General features: G+C 36.3%; 17 protein-coding genes and 1 tRNA gene. 15 read left to right on the top strand and 3 right to left on the bottom strand.

The annotated features are described in order from the left end of the window. Positions 1-90: 90 nt before the first annotated feature. Positions 91-582, top strand: coding sequence for a YajQ family cyclic di-GMP-binding protein (locus A9G34_RS07900; protein ID WP_034943734.1), 492 nt, complete (start codon positions 91-93; stop codon positions 580-582). Between the two features lie 491 nt (positions 583-1,073). Next, a complete protein-coding gene (locus tag A9G34_RS07895) occupies positions 1,074-3,221 on the top strand; it encodes a carbon starvation CstA family protein (protein WP_141670382.1) in 2,148 nt (715 codons plus the stop codon). 304 nt (positions 3,222-3,525) lie between these two features. On the opposite strand, the gene A9G34_RS07890 is transcribed toward A9G34_RS07895, so the two are convergent. Together A9G34_RS07890 and A9G34_RS07885 are read right to left on the bottom strand one after the other, a co-directional pair. Then, a complete protein-coding gene (locus A9G34_RS07890; RefSeq protein ID WP_202807409.1) occupies positions 3,526-3,987 on the bottom strand; it encodes an NfeD family protein in 462 nt (153 codons plus the stop codon). 108 nt (positions 3,988-4,095) lie between these two features. Further along, positions 4,096-5,004: an SPFH domain-containing protein gene (locus tag A9G34_RS07885; RefSeq protein WP_065569392.1), complete on the bottom strand. Its 909-nt coding sequence runs from the start codon at positions 5,002-5,004 to the stop codon at positions 4,096-4,098. A gap of 382 nt (positions 5,005-5,386) precedes the next feature. Between A9G34_RS07885 and A9G34_RS07880 the strand changes: the two genes are divergently transcribed. The 11 genes from A9G34_RS07880 to truB all read left to right on the top strand — a co-directional run bounded on the left by A9G34_RS07880 (position 5,387) and on the right by truB (position 18,541). Then, the gene (locus A9G34_RS07880) at positions 5,387-6,949 is read left to right on the top strand and encodes an anthranilate synthase component 1 (protein ID WP_065569391.1); all 1,563 of its coding nucleotides are present in this window, start codon (positions 5,387-5,389) and stop codon (positions 6,947-6,949) included. Next, positions 6,949-8,580, top strand: a complete 1,632-nt coding sequence (gene trpD / locus A9G34_RS07875) for a bifunctional anthranilate synthase glutamate amidotransferase component TrpG/anthranilate phosphoribosyltransferase TrpD (protein WP_065569390.1) — start codon at positions 6,949-6,951, stop codon at positions 8,578-8,580. The genes A9G34_RS07880 and trpD overlap by 1 nt, the downstream gene beginning before the upstream one ends. 15 nt (positions 8,581-8,595) lie before the next feature. After that, positions 8,596-9,978: a bifunctional indole-3-glycerol-phosphate synthase TrpC/phosphoribosylanthranilate isomerase TrpF gene (gene trpCF, locus A9G34_RS07870; RefSeq protein ID WP_065569389.1), complete on the top strand. Its 1,383-nt coding sequence runs from the start codon at positions 8,596-8,598 to the stop codon at positions 9,976-9,978. Between the two features lie 26 nt (positions 9,979-10,004). After that, complete coding sequence (gene trpB, locus A9G34_RS07865) at positions 10,005-11,198, top strand: tryptophan synthase subunit beta (RefSeq protein WP_034943712.1); 1,194 nt, start codon at positions 10,005-10,007, stop codon at positions 11,196-11,198. Further along, positions 11,195-12,001, top strand: coding sequence for a tryptophan synthase subunit alpha (trpA, locus tag A9G34_RS07860; protein ID WP_065569388.1), 807 nt, complete (start codon positions 11,195-11,197; stop codon positions 11,999-12,001). Before trpB ends, trpA begins: the two co-directional genes overlap by 4 nt. Before the next feature lie 218 nt (positions 12,002-12,219). Continuing rightward, positions 12,220-12,296: transfer RNA gene (locus A9G34_RS07855), tRNA-Met, on the top strand. 190 nt (positions 12,297-12,486) lie between these two features. Further along, positions 12,487-12,948, top strand: coding sequence for a ribosome maturation factor RimP (gene rimP / locus A9G34_RS07850; protein WP_065569470.1), 462 nt, complete (start codon positions 12,487-12,489; stop codon positions 12,946-12,948). 17 nt (positions 12,949-12,965) lie between these two features. Continuing rightward, positions 12,966-14,441: a transcription termination factor NusA gene (gene nusA, locus A9G34_RS07845; RefSeq protein WP_065569387.1), complete on the top strand. Its 1,476-nt coding sequence runs from the start codon at positions 12,966-12,968 to the stop codon at positions 14,439-14,441. Between the two features lie 17 nt (positions 14,442-14,458). Then, on the top strand, positions 14,459-17,119 hold the full coding sequence (gene infB / locus A9G34_RS07840) for a translation initiation factor IF-2 (RefSeq protein ID WP_065569386.1): 2,661 nt from the start codon (positions 14,459-14,461) through the stop codon (positions 17,117-17,119). A gap of 75 nt (positions 17,120-17,194) precedes the next feature. Continuing rightward, the gene (gene rbfA / locus A9G34_RS07835) at positions 17,195-17,572 is read left to right on the top strand and encodes a 30S ribosome-binding factor RbfA (protein ID WP_034943701.1); all 378 of its coding nucleotides are present in this window, start codon (positions 17,195-17,197) and stop codon (positions 17,570-17,572) included. A 63-nt stretch (positions 17,573-17,635) separates the two neighbouring features. Next, on the top strand, positions 17,636-18,541 hold the full coding sequence (gene truB, locus A9G34_RS07830; RefSeq protein WP_065569385.1) for a tRNA pseudouridine(55) synthase TruB: 906 nt from the start codon (positions 17,636-17,638) through the stop codon (positions 18,539-18,541). Positions 18,542-18,610: 69 nt separating this feature from the next. Here truB and A9G34_RS07825 read toward each other — a convergent pair whose 3' ends face one another. Continuing rightward, positions 18,611-19,657, bottom strand: coding sequence for a LacI family DNA-binding transcriptional regulator (locus A9G34_RS07825; RefSeq protein WP_065569384.1), 1,047 nt, complete (start codon positions 19,655-19,657; stop codon positions 18,611-18,613). A 179-nt stretch (positions 19,658-19,836) separates the two neighbouring features. On the opposite strand from A9G34_RS07825, the gene A9G34_RS07820 reads away from it, so the two are divergent. After that, positions 19,837-20,856: an aspartate-semialdehyde dehydrogenase gene (locus A9G34_RS07820; protein WP_034943694.1), complete on the top strand. Its 1,020-nt coding sequence runs from the start codon at positions 19,837-19,839 to the stop codon at positions 20,854-20,856. Beyond that, positions 20,843-21,634, top strand: a complete 792-nt coding sequence (gene truA / locus A9G34_RS07815; protein WP_034943691.1) for a tRNA pseudouridine(38-40) synthase TruA — start codon at positions 20,843-20,845, stop codon at positions 21,632-21,634. Before A9G34_RS07820 ends, truA begins: the two co-directional genes overlap by 14 nt. Positions 21,635-21,665 lie beyond the last annotated feature (31 nt).

Genomic DNA, 21,665 nt, shown 5'->3' with positions numbered 1-21,665 from the left:
TTTTAAAGTCGCCTAATTATTGTTAGGCGGCAATTATTCTATTTATTAATTAGATAATTTAGATTTATAACCATTAGAAGAGGAGAATTTATGCCTTCTTTTGATATTGTTTCAGAAATTCAAATGCCTGAAGTTAAAAATGGTGTTGAAAATGCCACTCGAGAGTTAGCTACTCGCTGGGATTTTAAAAACGTTGAAGCATCGTTTGAATTAAATGAAAAAAATGAAACAATTAAAGTAACAAGCCAATCTGATTTCCAAGTACAGCAATTACTTGATATTCTACGTGATAAGCTGGCTAAACGTGGTATTGATGGAGGCGCGCTTGAAATTCCTGAAGAAATGGAACATAGCGGTAAATTTTATAGCGTTACAGTTAAACTTAAGCAGGGTATTGATAAAGAGTTGGCTAAGAAAATTGTCAAACTGATCAAAGACAGTAAGCTTAAAGTTCAAGCACAAGTCCAAGGTGAGCAGGTTCGTGTAACGGGTAAATCTCGTGATGATTTGCAAGCCGTTATAGCGTTAGTTAAAAATGGTGAATTAGGACAGCCGTTTCAATTTACTAACTTTAGAGACTAATTTTTTCAATAATAATTTGCCGATATTCATCGGCGATTTTCCTTTCAAAATCCATCATGCAAACCGAAAACTAGTTTTAGGATAGTGTCATTCCATTATAATAATTTTATAGCAATAAAATTGTGTTGTTTTATATGCTAAAAGAATTTAATTGTTGATAACTACTGTTGTAAATAACGAGATTTTTAATAATGAAAGCATTATGTTATTAACCTATATCTTCACTTAACGATCATAAATGTTAACCATGATAAAAATATGATATGGAGCTGTTTGTTAATACTCGTGCAATTCAGAACCTATATTAGGTATAGACGCTATGTTTTCTGATAATTATTTACATTGAAAAGAAGTGGAAGGTATTACTTAGTGTCTTTTTTTATGAAAAAATTTACAGTTATTGACTGTAGCTTACCATTTTGATTTTTATTATTTTAATTTAATGGTTATTATAATGTTAACAAATCCTAAAAATAACAAAGAGAATCATTATGAATAATAAAGCTTTTAAGCATATTCCATGGATCGTTCTAGCCTTTATTGGTGCATGTTGTTTAGCTGTCGTTGCATTACGGCGAGGTGAGCATGTTAGTGCCCTTTGGATTGTTGCTGCTTCAGTTTCGATCTACCTTGTTGCCTATCGATATTACAGTATGTATATTGCCAAAAGCGTCATGCGGTTAGATCCAACTCGCGCAACGCCAGCGGTCATTAATAATGATGGTTTAAATTATGTTCCAACAAATAAATATGTATTATTTGGACACCATTTTGCCGCAATTGCTGGTGCAGGTCCATTAGTTGGTCCGGTACTAGCGGCACAAGTCGGTTATTTACCCGGCACACTTTGGTTACTTGCTGGTGTTGTTTTTGCAGGTGCGGTACAAGACTTTATGGTGTTGTTTTTATCATCTCGCCGAAATGGCTCTTCCTTAGGGGAAATGATTAAAGAAGAAATGGGATCTATTCCCGGTACCATTGCATTATTTGGTTGTTTCTTAATTATGCTAATCATATTGGCAGTATTAGCGCTTATTGTTGTTAAAGCACTGGCTGAAAGTCCATGGGGAGTATTTACTGTTTGTTCAACTGTTCCAATCGCTTTATTTATGGGAATCTATATGAGATTCCTAAGACCAGGTCGTGTAGGTGAAGTGTCTATTATTGGTATTGTATTGCTTATTTTATCTATTTGGTTTGGTGGTGTTATAGCGCATGATCCTTACTGGGGACCGGCATTAACATTTAAAGCAACTACTATCACTTATGCATTAATAGGTTATGCTCTAGTGTCTGCAATGTTACCTGTATGGCTAATTTTGGCACCACGTGATTATTTAGCAACATTCTTAAAGATTGGTGTGATTGTTGGTTTAGCTATTGGTATTGTGATTTTAAATCCTGACTTAAAAATGCCTGATATCACCAAATATATTGATGGTAGTGGACCAGTTTGGAAAGGTTCATTATTCCCATTTTTATTTATTACTATTGCTTGTGGTGCGGTTTCAGGTTTCCATGCATTAATCTCTTCAGGTACGACACCAAAATTGCTAGCTAATGAAACTGATGCGCGTTTTATTGGTTATGGCGCAATGTTAATGGAATCTTTCGTAGCAATGATGGCACTAGTTGCAGCATCAATTATTGAACCGGGACTTTATTTTGCAATGAATACTCCTCCTTCTGCTTTAGGTATCACTATGCCCGATCTTCATAAGCTAGGTACAGATGATGCACCGATGATCATGGAGCAATTAAAAAACGTGACGGCACATGCTGCCGCTACTGTAAGTTCTTGGGGATTTGTTATCTCTCCTGAAGATATTTTGCAAACGGCAAAAGATATTGGTGAACCATCAGTACTTAATCGTGCTGGCGGAGCCCCGACTTTAGCTGTGGGTATTGCTTATGTATTCCACCAAATTATCCCAGGCGCAAATATGGGCTTTTGGTACCATTTTGGTATTTTGTTTGAAGCGCTATTTATTTTAACCGCACTTGATGCAGGTACTCGTTCTGGACGCTTTATGCTACAAGATTTATTAGGTAATTTTGTTCCATTTTTGAAAAAAACAGACTCGCTTATTGCAGGTTTTATTGGTACGTTAGGTTGTGTAGGCTTATGGGGATATTTACTCTATCAAGGCGTTGTTGATCCATTAGGTGGTGTTAAAAGCTTGTGGCCACTATTTGGGATTTCTAATCAAATGTTAGCTGCAGTTGCATTAGTTTTAGCAACCGTTGTATTAATTAAAATGAAACGTGCGCAATATATTTGGGTAACTATTATTCCTGCTATCTGGTTGTTAATTTGTACCACTTGGGCTCTTGCTTTGAAGTTATTCAGTCAGGATCCAAAACTAGAAGGGTTCTTCTATTTAGCGAAGGAATATAATCGTCGCATTACGCAAGGTAGTAATTTAACGCCACATCAGATCGATAATATGCATCACATTGTTATTAATAATTATACCAATGCCGGTTTAAGTATTTTATTCTTATTGGTTGTTTACAGTATTATCTTTTTTGGTATTAAAACAGCACTGAAAGTACGTAATAATAAACAAAGAACCGATAAAGAAACTGCTTATGTCCCCATTCCTGAAGGTGGCGTAAAGACGTCAATGTCACATTAGTGAATACTTAAAAGGTGCTTATAAGCACCTTTTATTGTAATGAATTTTTGATTTTATTTTTTTCAACAAAATAGCTAAATTGTATTTTTTAAGATGTCATGCTTCAATTGAGCTCAGCAGTCTAATGGCATCATTTATCATTAGCCAGCTTATATTACTATAAATTATTTATCCAACGATAATAAGAACATTAAAATAACAAATTATTTTTTATAAAACTTAATGATTTTTTTAATATTGCACAATTTAGATTTAATAAAATAAGGCGCACCTTTTGTCGAATTAAATAAATAACATTTCTTTATTATACTATTGGTTCAACGCTTAACATTATTCCATCTACAGCAATAATTATTACTGATTGGCCAACTTTTAAATCTTTATCACATCTTGCAGACCATGTTCCATCTTTGATTTTTACTCGTCCTGAACCATTGACAATAGCATCAGTAACAATAGTTTTAATACCAATTAAATCTTGTTGTGGCTGATTGATTTCGCCTTTGCTTGATTTATCTTTTCCTTGCTTTTTGAGCCAAACCCACCAAAGGTAAGCTGATACAAGCGTTAGAATTGCAAATAAGATCCACAAAAGTGGCCAAGAAAGAGGTAAAATCCAAGCAATTAAACCAACAATAATGGCTGCGATCCCACTCCAAAGCCCGTATCCGCCGGTACCCAGCAATTCTATAATCAGCAAAATACCGCCTAAAGCAATAAATACCCAATGAGGTGAATTATAAAAAACCATAAAAAAATCATTCATTATCAATTACCTTTAAAATTTATTCAGTAAAAACCTTAAACATAGCGTTTATAGATTTTGTCAAAAAGTTTTAAGAAAACACTATGTTTAAGTATAAAAATTGATTTTTTATTTCGTATTTTTTATTAATTCAGCAATACCGCCAATGCTACCCATTAAACTTGAGGCATCAAGTGGCATCATAATAACTTTACTGTTATCAGATGAGCCAATTTGTTGTAACGCTTCAGTATATTTTTGGGCAACAAAGTAATTAATTGCATTAATATTACCTGCAGCAATAGCATCGGATACCATTTGAGTTGCTCTTGCTTCGGCTTCGGCTGCACGCTCACGCGCTTCGGCTTGTAAAAAGGCAGATTGTCTTTCACCTTCTGCTTTTAAAATTTCAGATTGTTTTTCACCTTCAGAGCGTAAAATCGCTGCTTGGCGAACACCTTCCGCTTCAAGAATTTCAGCACGTTTATTACGTTCTGCTTTCATTTGCGCGTTCATCGCTGCAATCAATTCAGCAGGTGGGCGAACATCTCGAATTTCGATACGGGTAATTTTGATTCCCCATGGACTAGTTGCATCATCAACAATACTTAGTAACTTAGAGTTAATATGATCACGTTGTGATAACATTTCATCTAATTCCATGCTACCTAAAACAGTACGAATATTAGTCATCATTAAATTAATTACTGCACGCTCTAATTGATTGACTTGGTATGCAGCTCTAGCTGCTTCTTGTACTTGAATAAAGCAAACCGCATCAATTTGCACATTAGCATTATCTTTTGAAATGACTTCTTGTGATGGAATATCGAGTACTTGCTCCATCATATTAATTTTACGACCAACACCATCCATAAATGGAATAATGATATTTAAACCGGGTTCAAGTGTATGGGTATATTTACCAAAACGTTCAATAGTATATTGGTATCCTTGAGGAACAATTGTTATGGCCTTTAAAACAGTAGTTAACGCAAGTAAAACGATAACGCCGATGACTATATAAAATACAGACATAGTACAAAATCCTTATAATTTTTTATAATAAAAATGAGCTAATCATTTTATAGGTTATTGAATTTTTTTGCTAGTTATAAATGAAAAGGCTTGTTCACGTCCATTTTCAAGTTTATTTTTAAGAATAAATAATTTCTTGACAATGTGCTATTGAACTAGTTTAATAGTACATAATTTATTTTAAACCGATAAAAATGATGATAGCACAATATTTACATTTTATTACTCGTCAATTCACTAGTTTTGGTTGGTGGTGCATTACTTTTTGTGGGTGATGTGATGATATATTGTTTTTTTACAAAACCCGCTTTATGCGGGTTTTTTAGTTTCTGGATGTTAAACGAATCAGTCTAAATAAAAATTTAAATGTAGAGAGCAAACAATGAATAAGCCAATATTAACTCAGATAACCAAGACGATAGGTTATTATCAAGATCCAACTCAAGTGTTTTATCAATTGTGTGATAATAAACCGGCAACGTTGTTACTAGAATCAGCCGAAATTGATAATAAGCAAGGAATTAAAAGTGTCATGATTGTCGATAGTGCATTACGTATTTCGGCAATAAATAATGAAGTGACTTTTAAAGCATTGACTACAAATGGTGAAAAGCTATTACCTTTATTACAACAGTCTTTTACAGACAAGTTAGATAATGTACAAGTGGATGAACAAACACTTAAATTGGTATTTCCTTCTATTGATAGTATGCAAGATGAAGATTCAAGATTAAAGTCACTATCAGTTTTTGATGCATTACGCACACTATTGACTATAGTAGATACCCCTGAACAATGTGGTCAAGATGCGATTTTTGTTGGTGGGCTATTTTGTTACGATCTTGTAGCTGGGTTTGAAAACTTACCTAATTTACCTACTGAGCAGCGTTGTGAAGATTTCTGTTTTTATTTAGCTGAAACAATATTAGAAATAAATCATAAAGATTATAAATCCATTTTAAAAACGACGATTTTTACTTCTGATTCAAAAGAAACTGAGCGCTTAACACAACGGTTAGCTAATTTACAAGCAACATTAAATAGCCCAATGAAAGCCATTCATACTCAGTCCCTTGCTAATATTGATGTGACATGTAATAAAAGTGATGATGATTTCAATACAGTTATCAAAAAAATGCAAGATGCAATTGAGCAGGGGGAGATTTTTCAAGCAGTACCTTCACGGCGTTTTAAATTGCCTTGCCCTGAGCCATTATCGGCTTATCAGGTATTAAAAACCAATAATCCAAGCCCTTACATGTTTTATATGCAAGATAGTGATTTTGTGTTATTTGGCGCCTCGCCTGAAAGTGCACTTAAGTATACAAAAGCAACTAATCAAGTTGAAATCTACCCAATTGCCGGTACTCGTCCACGTGGATTAACAACAAATGGTGAAGTGGATTTTGATTTAGATAGTAGGTTAGAGCTTGAAATGCGTACCGATAAAAAAGAACTAGCTGAACATTTAATGTTAGTTGATTTAGTGCGAAATGATTTAGCACGTATTTGTAAACCTGGTACCCGTTATACCAAAGATTTGTTAAAAGTGGATCGTTACTCTTTTGTGATGCATTTAGTTTCACGTGTGGTTGGGCAGTTACGAAGTGATTTAGATGCGCTCCATGCTTATCAAGCCACTATGAATATGGGAACATTAACAGGAGCACCCAAAGTTCGTGCGATGCAATTAATTGCTGAATCAGAAAAAGTTAAACGTGGTAGCTATGGTGGTGCTGTTGGCTATTTTACTGCGAATGGCGATCTTGATACCTGTATTGTGATTCGTAGTGCCTATGTCGAAGATGGCATAGCGACAGTACAAGCGGGTAGTGGTGTGGTGCTAGATTCAAAGCCACAATCAGAATCTGATGAATCACGTAATAAAGCACGTGCAGTAATTCGAGCTATCATGGCAGCGCATAATGTAGAAGGTGTATTCTAATGGCTAATATCTTATTTATTGATAATATTGATTCTTTTACTTATAACTTGGTCGATCAATTACGTAATAGTAAGCATTGTGTGACGATTTATCGAAATACTATACCTGCAAATGTAATTATTGAAAAATTGTCACAAATGCAAAACCCTATTTTAATGTTATCACCAGGTCCAGGAGCACCAAGTGACGCTGGATGTATGCCAGAACTGTTAAAACGTTTAAAAGGTAAATTGCCTATTATTGGTATCTGCCTTGGTCATCAAGCGATTGTTGAATCTTATGGTGGCAGTATTGTGCCGGCTGGCGATATTTTGCATGGTAAGGCATCTTTAATTGAGCATGATGAGCAAGCGATGTTTAAAGGATTACCGAATCCGCTACCGGTCGCTCGTTATCACTCTTTAAAAGGTGAAAATATTCCAAAAACACTAACCATCAATGCGCTTTGCAATAATATTGTCATGGCAGTTCGTAATGATGAGGATCGGGTTTGCGGTTTTCAATTTCATCCAGAATCAATATTAACTATTCAAGGTGCAGAATTATTAGAACAAACTATTAAATGGGCACTAAATCCTCCTCAAAAACAAGATAAGCCAAAACAGGAGGCTATTGTTGATAAGCAAGAGTACAATATTCAACCTATTGTTAATAAATTATATTTAGGGCAATCCCTTACACAAGAGGAAAGTAAAATACTATTTAGTTTAATTATCCAAGGTAAGATTGAACCAACTGTATTGGCTACCGCAATAATTAGTATGAAAGTTCGTGGTGAAAAACCGGATGAAATAGCAGGGGCAGCTTTAGCATTGCTTGAGAATGCCGATCTTTTTGATTCTCCAGATTATGATTTTACTGATATTGTTGGTACTGGGGGTGATGGCACCAATAGCATTAACATTTCAACAGCTAGTGCTTTTGTGGCTGCAGCATTAGGTTATAAAGTGGCTAAACATGGTAATCGTGGTGTATCAAGTAAATCAGGCTCTTCCGATGTGCTTTCTGCCTTAGGCATTAAATTAAATATGTCAGCACAAACATCTCGTCAGGCATTAGATGAACTTGGCGTGTGCTTTTTATTTGCCCAGCAATATCATTCAGGTTTTCGCCATGCAGCACCAATACGCCAACAATTAAAAACTCGGACCATTTTTAATGTGTTAGGGCCATTGATTAATCCATCTCGTCCTAAACGTATTTTATTAGGCGTGTATCATCCAGATTTGATCCAACCGATTGCTGAAACATTAAAAATGCTTAATTATAAACATGCTTATGTGGTGCATGGTGCAGGAATGGACGAAGTTGCTATTCATGGTAAAACTGACGTTGCTGAAGTTAAAGATGGTGAAATTCGTTATTTTACGCTTAAACCTGACGATTTTGGCTTGCCAACATTTACCTTAAAAGATATTGAAGGGGGTACACCTGAGCAGAATCGTGATATGTTAATTGCCATTTTACAAGGTTACGGAAAACCAGCACACCAATCAGCAATTGCCGCTAATGTTGCGATGTTAATGAGCTTATTTGGCGAGTCAAATTTAAAACAAAATGCACAACGGGCAATTGAAATGATGCAAAGTGGTAAACCTTATGCATTATTACAACAACTAGCAGCAAGATAATAAGTGGAGAATAATATGGCAATTGCAGCATTAGAAAAAAATGTTGAAATGGCAACAGTATTGAAAAAAATCATTGAAGATAAACAAACATGGTTAACTGAGCAGTTAGCAGTAAAGCCAATTAATACCTTTAAATCAGCGATATTCCCTAGTGATCGCAATTTTTATCAAGCGTTAAATCAACCTAAAACGGTTTTTATTTTAGAGTGTAAAAAAGCGTCGCCATCAAAAGGATTGATTCGGGATGATTTTGATCCAGCCTCTATTGCTAAAGTTTATAAAGATTATGCTTCAGTAGTTTCAGTATTGACTGATGAAAAATATTTTCAAGGTAGCTTTGAATTTTTACCCACAGTTCGTAATCAAGTCACACAACCAGTACTTTGTAAGGACTTTATTATTGATGAATATCAGATCTATTTAGCGCGTTATTATCAAGCAGACGCAGTACTATTAATGCTATCTGTATTAACGGATGATGAATATCGTCATCTAAGTAACATTGCTCATAAGCTCAATATGGGTATATTGACAGAAGCTAGTACTGAAAATGAAGTTGAAAGAGCCATCCAACTGGGGGCGAAAGTAATCGGTATTAATAATCGTAACTTAAGGGATCTAACGGTTGATCTAAATCGGGTAAAAGTCTTAGCCAAATCAATTCCTAACGATCGCATTATTATTAGTGAATCAGGTATTTATACTCACAATCAGGTTAAAGAACTCAGTTGTTTTGCAGATGGATTCTTAATTGGCAGTGCGTTAATGTCTGAACCAAATTTAACTTTGGCAATTCGTAAGGTGATGTTAGGCGAAAATAAAGTCTGTGGCTTAACTCGAACCGAAGATGCTGTTAGTGCTTATCAAGCTGGTGCAGTCTATGGTGGTTTGATTTTTGTTACAAATTCAGCGCGTTATATACAGCCAATTAGGGCTCGAACAGTTATTGCTGCAGCACCACTTAATTGGGTTGGTGTATTTCGAAATGAAGAGATCGAAACAGTAGTTCAAATAACAAAACAGTTATCCTTGTATGCTGTCCAACTTCATGGAAATGAAGATGAAAACTATATCGAAACGTTGCGACAAGAATTACCCAGAACTTGCCGAATTTGGAAAGCATTAAGTATTGGTAGCACCATCCCTAAACATAATAATCCCTTAATCTCACGTTATCTGTTTGATAACGGCGGTGGTGGTACAGGTAAATGTTTTGATTGGACAATGCTCTCTAATCACAATTTAAATAATGTCATTTTAGCTGGGGGAATTAACTCAAAAAATATAAAGTCAGCTTTAGCAACAGGAGTGATAGGTGTTGATCTAAACTCTGGTGTTGAAATATCGCCAGGAATTAAAGATAAACAAAAAATCCAAGCTGTATTTGAACAAATTTAATTTTTATTTAAAAAAAAGGAATAGTTATGTCTAAGTTAAATCCTTACTTTGGCGAATTTGGTGGGCAATATGTTCCTCAAATATTAATGCCAGTGCTTGAACAACTTGAAGATGCTTTTATCTCTGCAGTCAACGATCCAAACTTTCAGAAAGAGTTTAACGACTTATTAGTTAACTATGCTGGTAGACCAACAGCATTAACTTTATGTAAAAATCTAACGGCAGGCACCAAAACCAAGCTTTACTTAAAACGAGAAGATTTAGTGCATGGTGGTGCGCACAAAACTAACCAAGTTTTAGGACAAGCATTGCTTGCTAAAAGAATGGGTAAAACTGAAATTATAGCCGAAACAGGTGCAGGGCAACATGGAGTTGCTTCAGCTTTAGCCTGCGCACTACTTGGCTTAAAATGCCGAATTTACATGGGCGCCAAAGATGTTAAACGCCAAGCACCTAACGTATTTAGAATGCGACTGATGGGCGCAACAGTCATCCCAGTTGAAACTGGTTCAGCAACATTAAAAGATGCGTGTAACGAGGCATTACGCGATTGGTCTGGCAGTTATGAGAAAGCGCATTATATGTTAGGTACTGCAGCTGGTCCGCATCCTTTTCCAACAATTGTACGTGAATTTCAACAGATGATCAGCCGTGAAGCTAAACAACAAATCCTTGAAAAAGAAGGACGTTTGCCTGATGCAGTAATTGCATGTGTTGGTGGTGGTTCAAACGCAATTGGTATGTTTGCTAATTTTATTGATGATAAATCCGTCAAATTAATTGGTGTAGAGCCAGGAGGTCATGGGATTGAAAGTGGCAAACATGGAGCTTCGCTAAAACATGGTAAGCTTGGCATCTATTTCGGTATGAAATCGCCGATGATGCAAACGGAAGAAGGACAAATTGAAGAATCTTATTCAATATCGGCAGGGTTAGATTTTCCATCAGTTGGTCCACAGCATGCGTATTTAGATAGTATTGGTCGAGCTGATTATGTGTCAATTACTGATGATGAAGCGCTTGATGCATTTAAAGCGTTATCACGACATGAAGGTATTATTCCTGCGTTAGAATCATCGCATGCATTAGCTTATGCTATGAAAATGATAAAAGAAAATCCAACTAAAGAACAGCTACTAATAGTTAACCTGTCAGGGCGTGGCGATAAAGATATCTTTACCGTTTATGATATTTTAAAAGCAAAAGGAGAAATCGAATGAGCCGTTATCAAAAACTGTTTGCAACATTAACAGCCGAAAAACGAGGCGCTTTTGTTCCTTTTGTTCCAGTCGGTGACCCAACGCCAGAACTGTCATTTAAAATCATTCAAACTTTAATTGAATCTGGCGCTGATGCACTAGAGCTTGGGATCCCATTTTCAGATCCGATGGCCGATGGTCCAACTATTCAAAATGCCAATATTCGGGCATTTAAAGCAGGAATAACAGTTGAAAAGTGTTTTGAAATTTTAACCAATGTCAGAGCACAATACACCAATATTCCAATAGGATTACTTATTTATGCTAATTTAGTTTTCAAAAATGGTATCGACGAATTTTATGCCAAGTGTGCCAAAGCGGGAGTTGATTCAGTATTGATTGCTGATTTGCCAGCTCAATATGCACAAGAATTTACAGTGGCCGCAAAAAAATACAATATAGCACCAATTTTTATTTGCCCACCTAATGCTGATGATAAAGTCATTCAAAGTATTGCTAAGCAAGGTAAAGGTTATACTTATTTGGTATCACGAGCAGGTGTTACTGGTGCTGAAAATCGAGCTAACAAACCGCTTACCCATCTGATAAAGAAATTAATTGAGTTTGGCGCTCCACCTGCGTTACAAGGGTTTGGTATTTCAGAACCAACTCAAGTTAGCGAAGCGATTAAATCCGGTGCAGTTGGGGCAATTAGCGGATCGGCAACAGTAAAAATTATTGAGAAAAACTTCGACAATCCCGAACAAATGCTTAGCCAATTAGCCAAATTTGTTCAATCAATGAAACAGGCAACTAGCAAGTAATTTATATTACTTTATAGTACTAAATAGTGGGCACAATAATAGACTTGAAAATGAAATTATTGTGCCAATATGAGTTAAACAGTTATGCTTAAGTTAAGTGGTATGTATATTAAAATTGATGTGTAACATATTTTAAATAACTTTAAGTTTACTTATAAAACCAGTGTGATTTGCGGTTGCATTTTATTTAAAATGCCGTATAATTCTCATTCATCTATCGCGGGGTGGAGCAGCTTGGTAGCTCGTCGGGCTCATAACCCGAAGGTCGTTGGTTCAAATCCAGCCCCCGCAACCACTTAAATTTTCATTCATAAACCAATCTACCCTTTTTTATTTATGAAAGTTCGAAACAAGTGGCTTCATTATAGTTAGTATTTAAATGTAAGCCTCGCATGTCGAGGTTTTTTTTCGTGTTATCATTTAAACGTAAGTTTAAAAAATGTTGGGCTTTATGCCCTTTTTTATTTTCTGCAGTGGAGGTTTGTTTGGCTAATATAGAACAACAATTAACCGGCATTATCCAAGAACCAGTTAATGCACTTGGTTTTGAATTAGTCGGGGTTGAATATAGTCGTGGTCGTTACCCTATACTACGAGTCTATATCGATAGTGAAAATGGTATAACGGTTGATGATTGTGCTGATGTTAGCCGACAAATCAGTGCAGTTCTTGATGTTGAAGACCCTATCAAAGATGCTTACAATCTTGAAGTTTCATCGCCAGGAATGGACAGGCCGTTATTTACGCTTGAACATTACCAGCGTTTTATCGGCGAAGAAGTCACAGTGAGTCTACGTATTCCTGTTGCTAACCGTCGCAAATGGAAAGGACGAATTAAGTCTATCGACGGTGAAATGGTTACATTAACTGTCGATGATAATGATGAAGTGTTTGCTTTTAGTAATTTACAAAAAGCAAATATTGTACCTAATTTTAACCTTAAATAGAGTACGGATGTAAAAGGATGAATAAAGAAATTTTAGCTGTTGTTGAAGCTGTATCAAACGAAAAAGCGCTTACGCGCGACAAAATTTTCGAAGCACTAGAAACGGCATTAGCAACGGCCACTAAAAAGAAACACGCTGTTGATATTGACGTTATCGTAAAAATAGACCATAAAACAGGTGATTACGATACGTTCCGACGTTGGTTAGTTGTTAATGAAGTAACCCAACCAACCAAAGAAATGACAATAGATGCTGCACAATACGAAGATTCAAACGTAAAAATTGGTGATTATGTTCAAGAACAAATTGAATCTGTTGCCTTTGATCGTATTACTACGCAAACCGCAAAACAAGTGATCGTGCAAAAAGTCCGCGAAGCGGAGCGTGCCATGGTGATTGACATGTTTAGAAATCGTCTCGGCGATATTGTGACAGGAATCGTCAAAAAAACGAATCGTGATAGTGTGATTCTTGATTTAGGCAATAATGCTGATGCAATGATGTCACGCCATGATATGTTACCACGTGAAAACTTTCGCATCGGTGATCGTGTTCGAGGCATTTTATATCTTATTGAACAAGATAATAAACCTGCGCAACTTTGCCTCAGTCGTTCAAACCCTGAAATGATGGAAGAGCTATTTCGTATTGAAGTGCCTGAAATTGGCGAAGAGACGATTGACATTAAGGGAGTAGCTCGCGATCCTGGTTCGCGTGCTAAAATTGCGGTAAGCAGTAATGACCGCCGTATTGATCCCGTTGGTGCTTGTGTGGGAATGCGTGGTGCACGTGTTCAAGCCGTATCCAATGAGTTTGGTGGCGAGCGCATCGATATAGTTTTATGGGACGATAACCCAGCACAATACGTTATTAATGCCATGGCGCCAGCAGATGTTGTTTCCATTGTTGTTGATGAAGACAAACATACCATGGATGTAGCGGTTAATGCTGAAACCTTACCGCAAGCGATTGGTAGAAATGGACAAAATATCCGTTTAGCATCTCAGCTTACAGGTTGGACTTTAAATGTTATGAGCACCGAAGACTTGCAAGAAAAACATCATGCAGAGTCTTTTGCTGCAATCAATAATCTAATGAAGCATCTTGATATTGATGAGGAATTAGCAAAGTTATTGGTTGAAGAAGGCTTTACTTCTTTAGAAGAGCTTGCTTATGTGCCTGTTGATGAGTTGCTTGAAATTGAAGATCTTGATGAAGATTTGGTTGAAGCGTTAAGAAATCGAGCTAAAGATGCGTTAACAACAATAGCATTAGCAAATAGTGGCGATAAACGACCAGCCCAAGATTTATTAAATCTACCAGGAATGACACAAGAGTTAGCCTATCAATTAGCACAACATGATGTAATTACTTTGGAAGATTTAGCTGAACAAGGTACTGATGATCTAGTGGGGATAGACAGTTTAACAAGTAAACAAGCTGGCGATTTTATTATGGCTGCACGTAATATTTGTTGGTTTGCAAATGAATAATTGAGGGAAAGCAATACATGACCAAAGTATCAATAGAAACACTGGCTCAAGAAATCAACACTCCAGTGCAAACACTTTTGCAACAGTTTGCCGATGCTGGTATTAAGAAAACCGCATCTGATACTGTTACTCAAAAGGAGAAAGAAGCTTTGCTTGCGCATTTAAATCCTCAGCAAGGCCCGACAAAATTAACATTACAACGCAAAACGCACTCAACATTGAATGTGTCAAGCGGGGGTGGCAAAAGTAAAGAGATTAAAGTTGAAGTCCGAAAAAAACGGACTATTGTTAAACAAGATCCTGCTGAACTTGAAAAAGCACGTTTAGAAGCTGAACAAAAAGCGAAACAAGAAGCTGAATTGAAAGCACGCCAAGAGGCAGAAGAAAAAGAGAAATTAGCCGCTCAGGAAGCCAAAAAGCGTGAAGATGAGGCAAAAAAAAGAGCCCAAGAAGATAAAGCTAAACAAGCCGTTAAAGCGGTTCAGGAGCAAAAGACAGATCCAAAAGTGAAAAAAGCGCAAGAAGAGAAAGCACGCTTAGAAGCAGAAGCTAATGAAATTAAACGTAAAGCCGAAGAAGAAAATCGTCGTAAACTTGAAGAAGAGGCTAAACGTATGGCCGAAGAGGCGCGTAAATTAGCTGAAAAATACAGTGATGCAGTTGAAATCGATAATAACAATGATGATGATGATTATCATGTTACAACATCGAAATATGCCAGAGCTGCAGAAGATGATACTGATCGTGAAGTTGAAGGTGCGCGCGGTCGAGGTCGCAATGCCAAACAAACCAAACAGAAAAAAAACAGTAAGCTATCTGAAGGAAAAGCAGAACGGGAAGAAGCGCGTGCGGCAACCCGTGGTAATCATAAAAAGAAAGGAAAAAGTGCGTTGCAGCAGGGCTTTAACAAACCAGCTCAAGCAGTTAACCGTGATGTTGTTATTGGCGAAACTATTACTGTTGCCGAATTAGCAAATAAAATGGCTGTAAAAGGATCAGAAGTAATCAAAACCATGATGAAGATGGGGGCGATGGCAACGATCAACCAAGTTATCGATCAGGAAACAGCACAACTTGTTGCCGAAGAAATGGGGCATAAAGTGGTACTTCGTCGTGAAAATGAACTAGAAGAATCACTGATGAGTGATCGTGATACTGGGGCTGAAAAAGCCTCTCGTGCGCCTGTAGTTACTATTATGGGGCACGTAGACCATGGTAAAACCTCATTGCTTGACTATATTCGTAAAGCAAAAGTAGCTTCAGGCGAAGCAGGCGGTATTACTCAGCACATTGGTGCTTATCATGTTAAAACGGCAAGTGGTGAAATTACCTTTTTAGATACTCCGGGGCATGCGGCATTTACCTCAATGCGTGCTCGTGGTGCTAAAGCAACGGACATTGTAGTCCTTGTTGTCGCCGCTGATGATGGTGTGATGCCACAAACCATTGAAGCGATTCAACATGCTAAAGCGGCAAATGTGCCGATGGTAGTTGCGGTAAATAAAATTGACAAACCAGAAGCAGATCCAGAGCGCGTTAAAGGCGAACTTGCTCAATATGGCGTGATGTCAGAAGATTGGGGGGGCGATACGCAGTTTGTTCATGTTTCAGCAAAATCGGGAACGGGTATTGATCAACTACTTGAAGCAATTTTATTACAAGCAGAAGTGCTTGAACTTACCGCATACGAAACTGGAATGGCAAGTGGTGTGGTTATTGAATCATTCCTTGATAAAGGACGTGGCTCAGTTGCGACAGTGTTAGTGCAATCAGGTACGTTACGTAAAGGTGACATCGTTCTTTGTGGATTTGAATATGGGCGAATTCGGGCAATGCGTAATGAACTTGGAAAAGAAGTGACAGAAGCGGGACCATCAATACCGGTTGAAATCCTCGGTTTGTCTGGTGTGCCATCAGCAGGTGACGAAGCCACCGTTGTGCGTGATGAGAAGAAAGCACGCGAAGTTGCCCTTTATCGCCAAGGTAAATTCCGTGATGTAAAACTAGCTCGTCAACAAAAAGCGAAACTTGAAAACATGTTTACTAATATGACAGAAGGTGACGTTTCTGAACTTAATATTGTCTTAAAAGCAGATGTTCAAGGTTCAGTTGAAGCGATTTCTGACTCATTATTTAAACTGTCAACTGATGAAGTTAAGGTTAAAATTATTGGTTCAGGAGTAGGCGGCATTACCGAAACTGATGCATCGCTTGCGGCAGCATCAAATGCCATTATTTTAGGTTTTAACGTACGTGCTGATGCTTCGGCCCGCAAAGTAGTTGAAACAGAGAACCTTGATCTTCGTTATTATTCTGTTATTTATGACTTAATTGATGAAGTTAAACAAGCAATGAGTGGTATGCTGGCACCAGAATACAAACAAGAAATAATTGGTCTTGCTGAAGTACGTGATGTCTTTAAATCACCTAAATTTGGCGCAATTGCTGGTTGTATGGTTACTGAAGGTGTGGTTAAACGTCATAACCCAATTCGTGTTCTACGTGATAATGTGGTTATCTATGAAGGCGAACTTGAATCATTACGTCGCTTTAAAGATGATGTTAACGAAGTTCGTAACGGTATGGAGTGTGGTATTGGTGTGCGTAACTACAATGATGTTCGTGTTGGGGATGCAATTGAAGTATTTGAAACTATCGAAATCAAACGTACAATTTAGCCATTACGAATTTCATGTAATAAGTTTATAAGCAAGGTTTAACCCTTGCTTATTCATATTTTAAGGAACATAGATATGGCAAAAGCATTTAATCGTTCATCTAGAGTTGGACATGAATTGCAAAAAGAAATTGCAATTATCTTACAACGTGAAATTAAAGATCCTCGGCTCGGTATGGTCACAGTTTCGGGTGTTGATATCTCGCGCGATCTTTCGTATGCCAAAGTGTTTGTCACTTTTTTAAATGATGATGATCCACAGGTGATTGAACAAGGTTTAGCAGTACTTAATGATGCTAAAGGTTATATTCGAACTTTAATTGGTAAAGCGATGCGTTTACGAATCATTCCCGAAATCAAATTCTTTTATGATGAATCGCTAATTAAAGGTATGCAAATGTCTAATTTGGTAGCAGATGTTATCAAACAAGATAACGAACGTCATAAAGATTAAGATTAAAAATAGCCCTGATTTTGTCAAAAAGCTTCAGAACGCTATGTTTTTCAGTATAAAAAGATGATGAATATAAAAAAAATTCGCCGTGACATTAACGGCGTTTTGTTACTAGACAAACCGCAAGGCATGACATCCAACGATGCATTGCAAAAAGTGAAATGGTTATTTAATGCTAAAAAAGTAGGGCACACAGGCGCACTTGATCCATTAGCTACAGGGATGCTCCCTATCTGTTTTGGCGAGGCGACCAAATTCTCGCAGTATTTATTGGATTCGGATAAACGTTACCGTGTGATTGCCAAACTTGGTGAACGAACCGATACATCTGATGCCGATGGGCAAATTATATGTACCAAACCTGTTAAAGTGACTGAATCACAAATCAGACAAGCTTTAACACATTTTTGCGGTGATATTTTACAAGTGCCAACCATGTTTTCGGCACTAAAATATCAAGGAAAACCACTTTACGAATATGCTCGCCAAGGTATTGTTATTGAACGTGAAGCAAGACCTATTACCATTTACGAAAATCGATTTATTGATTTTAACGTCAATAATAGTGAATTAACGTTAGAAATACACTGCTCTAAAGGAACCTACATTCGAACTATTATTGATGATTTAGGCGAGTTGCTGGGTTGTGGTGCACATGTGATTTATTTAAGACGTTTGCAAGTTTCTAATTATCCAATAGAAAATATGATCACTTTAAATGCATTACAAGTGATGCTTGAACGGGATAAAGTATTATTACCTTGTGATAGCCCATTAAATGAATACTCTAAAGTTATACTTACCGAACAACAAGGTAAAAATATTTTATTAGGACGAACTATAACGCTTGAAAATACCATGCCAACTGAAACCCTAGTCAGAATATATCAAGGGGATCAGTTTATTGGTGCAGGTATACTAGTGGGTGACCAATTATCACCTAAACGCCTAGTTTCAACGGTGGTTTAAACAAATTTAAGTTTAAAATATAGTAATAATTATTGGAGCGAGCATTATTTTCTATTAGCTATATTCTATTTAATAGAAAATTGGTTCAGCTTCAATAAGATAATTGTTTTTTATTAATGGATCGTTTTTTTGAATTATCTCATTAATTAATATTGCTGCTTTTTGCCCCATTTTATATAAAGGCTTATAGATTCTGCTCAATTTATCTAATTCATTATAATGTCGATCTTTTGAATGGCTAATATAAGTTAAAGTCAATAGATTGTCTGTATTAGATAGGATTTCATTTGCTTGATGCAAAACGCCCAACACTGCGCTATAAGAAGAATAAAAATTTTGTTGATTATAATAGTTTTCATCTAAGTAATTTAAACTGATATTATCAGCGCAAATAATGGCAGAAGGCGGTTTGTTACTCTTAAATAATCTTTTAGTTACAGTTCGACCATGATCAAAGCTAAAACAATTTTCAATGATGTAGTTAGGATCAACAATGATGTTTGCTCGCAACAAAGCTTGTTTATAGCCTTCTAAAAACAAACTTGAACTAATTTTATCATGATCATTTAATAAAACAGCGATCTTTGAATGTGAATTACAAACTAGATATTGAGTTAACTGATAAGCAATCATTAGGTGATCAAAATAAATACACGTAAAATCAATTGAATAATGATTAACTAAAATTATAGGAGGTAATGTGTTTTTATAATATCTGAGTATTTCTAAATAAGGGGCGTCATTAATTATCACAATACCGTCAAAGATATTTTGGGTCACATATCGAATTAAATAATGAATATCATGGTTATCAGAATAAGGAAAACGTAAATAAAAAAAGATATATTCTTCTTTTTTCAAAGCTTGTTCTAAACCTAAGTTAATTAAACTTTTCGAAAAAAGCTGATTATCAATAATTAAAATTTTCTTAGTTTCAGGTCCAGCTTGATATGGTTTAAAATTATTGAAAGTATCAACATGTAGCTCTTGTATAGCTTGATAAACTTTTGATTGAGTCTGTGGTGAAGTTAAATTGGGTGTATTTAATACTCTTGAAACAGAAGCAATTGATAAATTAGCTTTTTTAGCAATAGTGGATAACGTTGTTTTTACCATGATGACAAAAATAGTTCAATTAATTTGGCTTATTACTTTAACGACGATTACATAATTTGTAATTGACCAAAATTCATTTTATCGATCTATATTCCAAAATAGTGAAACAGCTTTTTTACGCTATCTTTGACAATATAGTGATATAATCACCATTAAATTTTTTTATTTAGGTTCTAAATATGTCTGTATGGAATATTGCTGTTGTTGGGGCGACAGGACAAGTAGGTTCTGCGCTAGTTGAATTGCTACAAAAACGTAGTTTACAAGACAATAATCTAAAAATTGAAAATCTCTATTTGGTCGGCAGTGACAATAGTGCTGGTGAAGTTGTTCGCTTTGCTGGTAAAAATTTAACTGTTACTGATAGTGCACAAATGGACTGGAGTCAGTGCCATTTTGCCTTTTTTGTTGCTAGTTCTGAAACAAGTGAAAAATATGCACAAATTGCGGCAGAATCAGGCTGTGTAGTGATTGATTCTAGTGGCTATTTTGCTCAGCAAGAGCATATACCATTAGTAGTACCTAAAGTTAATAATAGCGTATTAACTGAATACCGTAATGAAAACATTATAGCGGTAGCTAGTGCCACTGTGTGCCAATTGTTGCGTTGTGTTGCGTCGTTAACTGATATTGAGTTATTAACCAATTTGCATGCCACCAGTTTTATTCCTGCCTCATTGTATGGTAAGCAAGGTGTTGATGAATTGGCTGGGCAGAGCGCTCGCTTATTAAATGGCATGCCAGTTGATAATCAGTTATTTGACAAGCAATTAGCATTTAACTTATTACCCGTATCGCACGAACATGATGATTCAATATTAGGTGAAAAGTCACAAGTTAATCAAATTCGTAAAATATTAAGTAATTATGAACTTCCTGTCTCTATTGAATCAGTGATTGTGCCTGTGTTTTATGGGGTGTCACAAGCTATTAATGTATCAAGTAGCTTACCGATTGAGTTAGATATGACACGTTTTAGCGAGTTTGGGGTTGAAGTGCAAAGCGATAATCTGCCAACTCCAGTGACCGAAGTTAGTATAGAGTCTGAAGGTCAGCTAACTATTAAATTGGCTAATTTGAGACACAGTTACGGTCATTATGAACAAATTCAATTTTGGTCAGTTGCTGATAATATTCGTTATTTAGGTGCATTAATGTTAATTGAGACACTAGAGATTCTCATTCATGACTACCTATAAGATTGCTCTTGGCATTGAATATGATGGCAGCGATTACTTTGGCTGGCAGCGACAACAATCTGTTGATTCTGTTCAAGAAAGGTTAGAATCCGCACTATCGATAATTGCTAATTCAACAATAAACGTATTTTGTGCTGGTCGAACCGATGCTGGCGTGCATGCAACAGGGCAAGTTATCCATTTTGAAACCCAATCAACACGTTCACCGAGTGCTTGGACAATGGGAGTGAATTCTCATTTACCTGATAATATTGCGGTGCGTTGGTCACAAATAGTTGATGATAGTTTTCATGCGAGGTTTAGTGCGACAGCTCGTCGTTATCGATATGTGATCTATAATCATCGTTATCGTCCAGCCATTTTAGCTAAAGGGGTATCGCATTATTATTTGCCTTTAAATGAAATATTAATGCACCAAGCAGCACAATATCTATTAGGTGAAAATGATTTTTCATCGTTTAGAGCTGCACAATGTCAATCACGAACTCCTTGGCGTAATATACATCATATTGAAGTGATAAGGCAGGGTGAATATATTATTGTTGATATCAAAGCGAATGCCTTTGTACACCACATGGTACGTAATATTGTGGGAAGTTTGCTTGAAGTTGGCACTGGTAATAAACCGCCTGAATGGATTGCTGAGCTTTTACAAGTAAGGAATAGAACTCAAGCCGCGGCGACAGCTAAACCAGAAGGGTTGTATTTAGTTCAAGTAGAATATCCAAAAGAGTATCAAATCCCTAATCTTGTATTAGGACCATTATTTTTAACATAAGCACATTGCTTAAAGATGAATTAAAAAGATG

The organism is Gilliamella sp. Choc4-2, assembly GCF_001690355.1.
GTDB classification, from domain to species: domain Bacteria; phylum Pseudomonadota; class Gammaproteobacteria; order Enterobacterales; family Orbaceae; genus Gilliamella; species Gilliamella apicola_A.
This window is presented reverse-complemented; position numbering and strand designations above follow the sequence as displayed.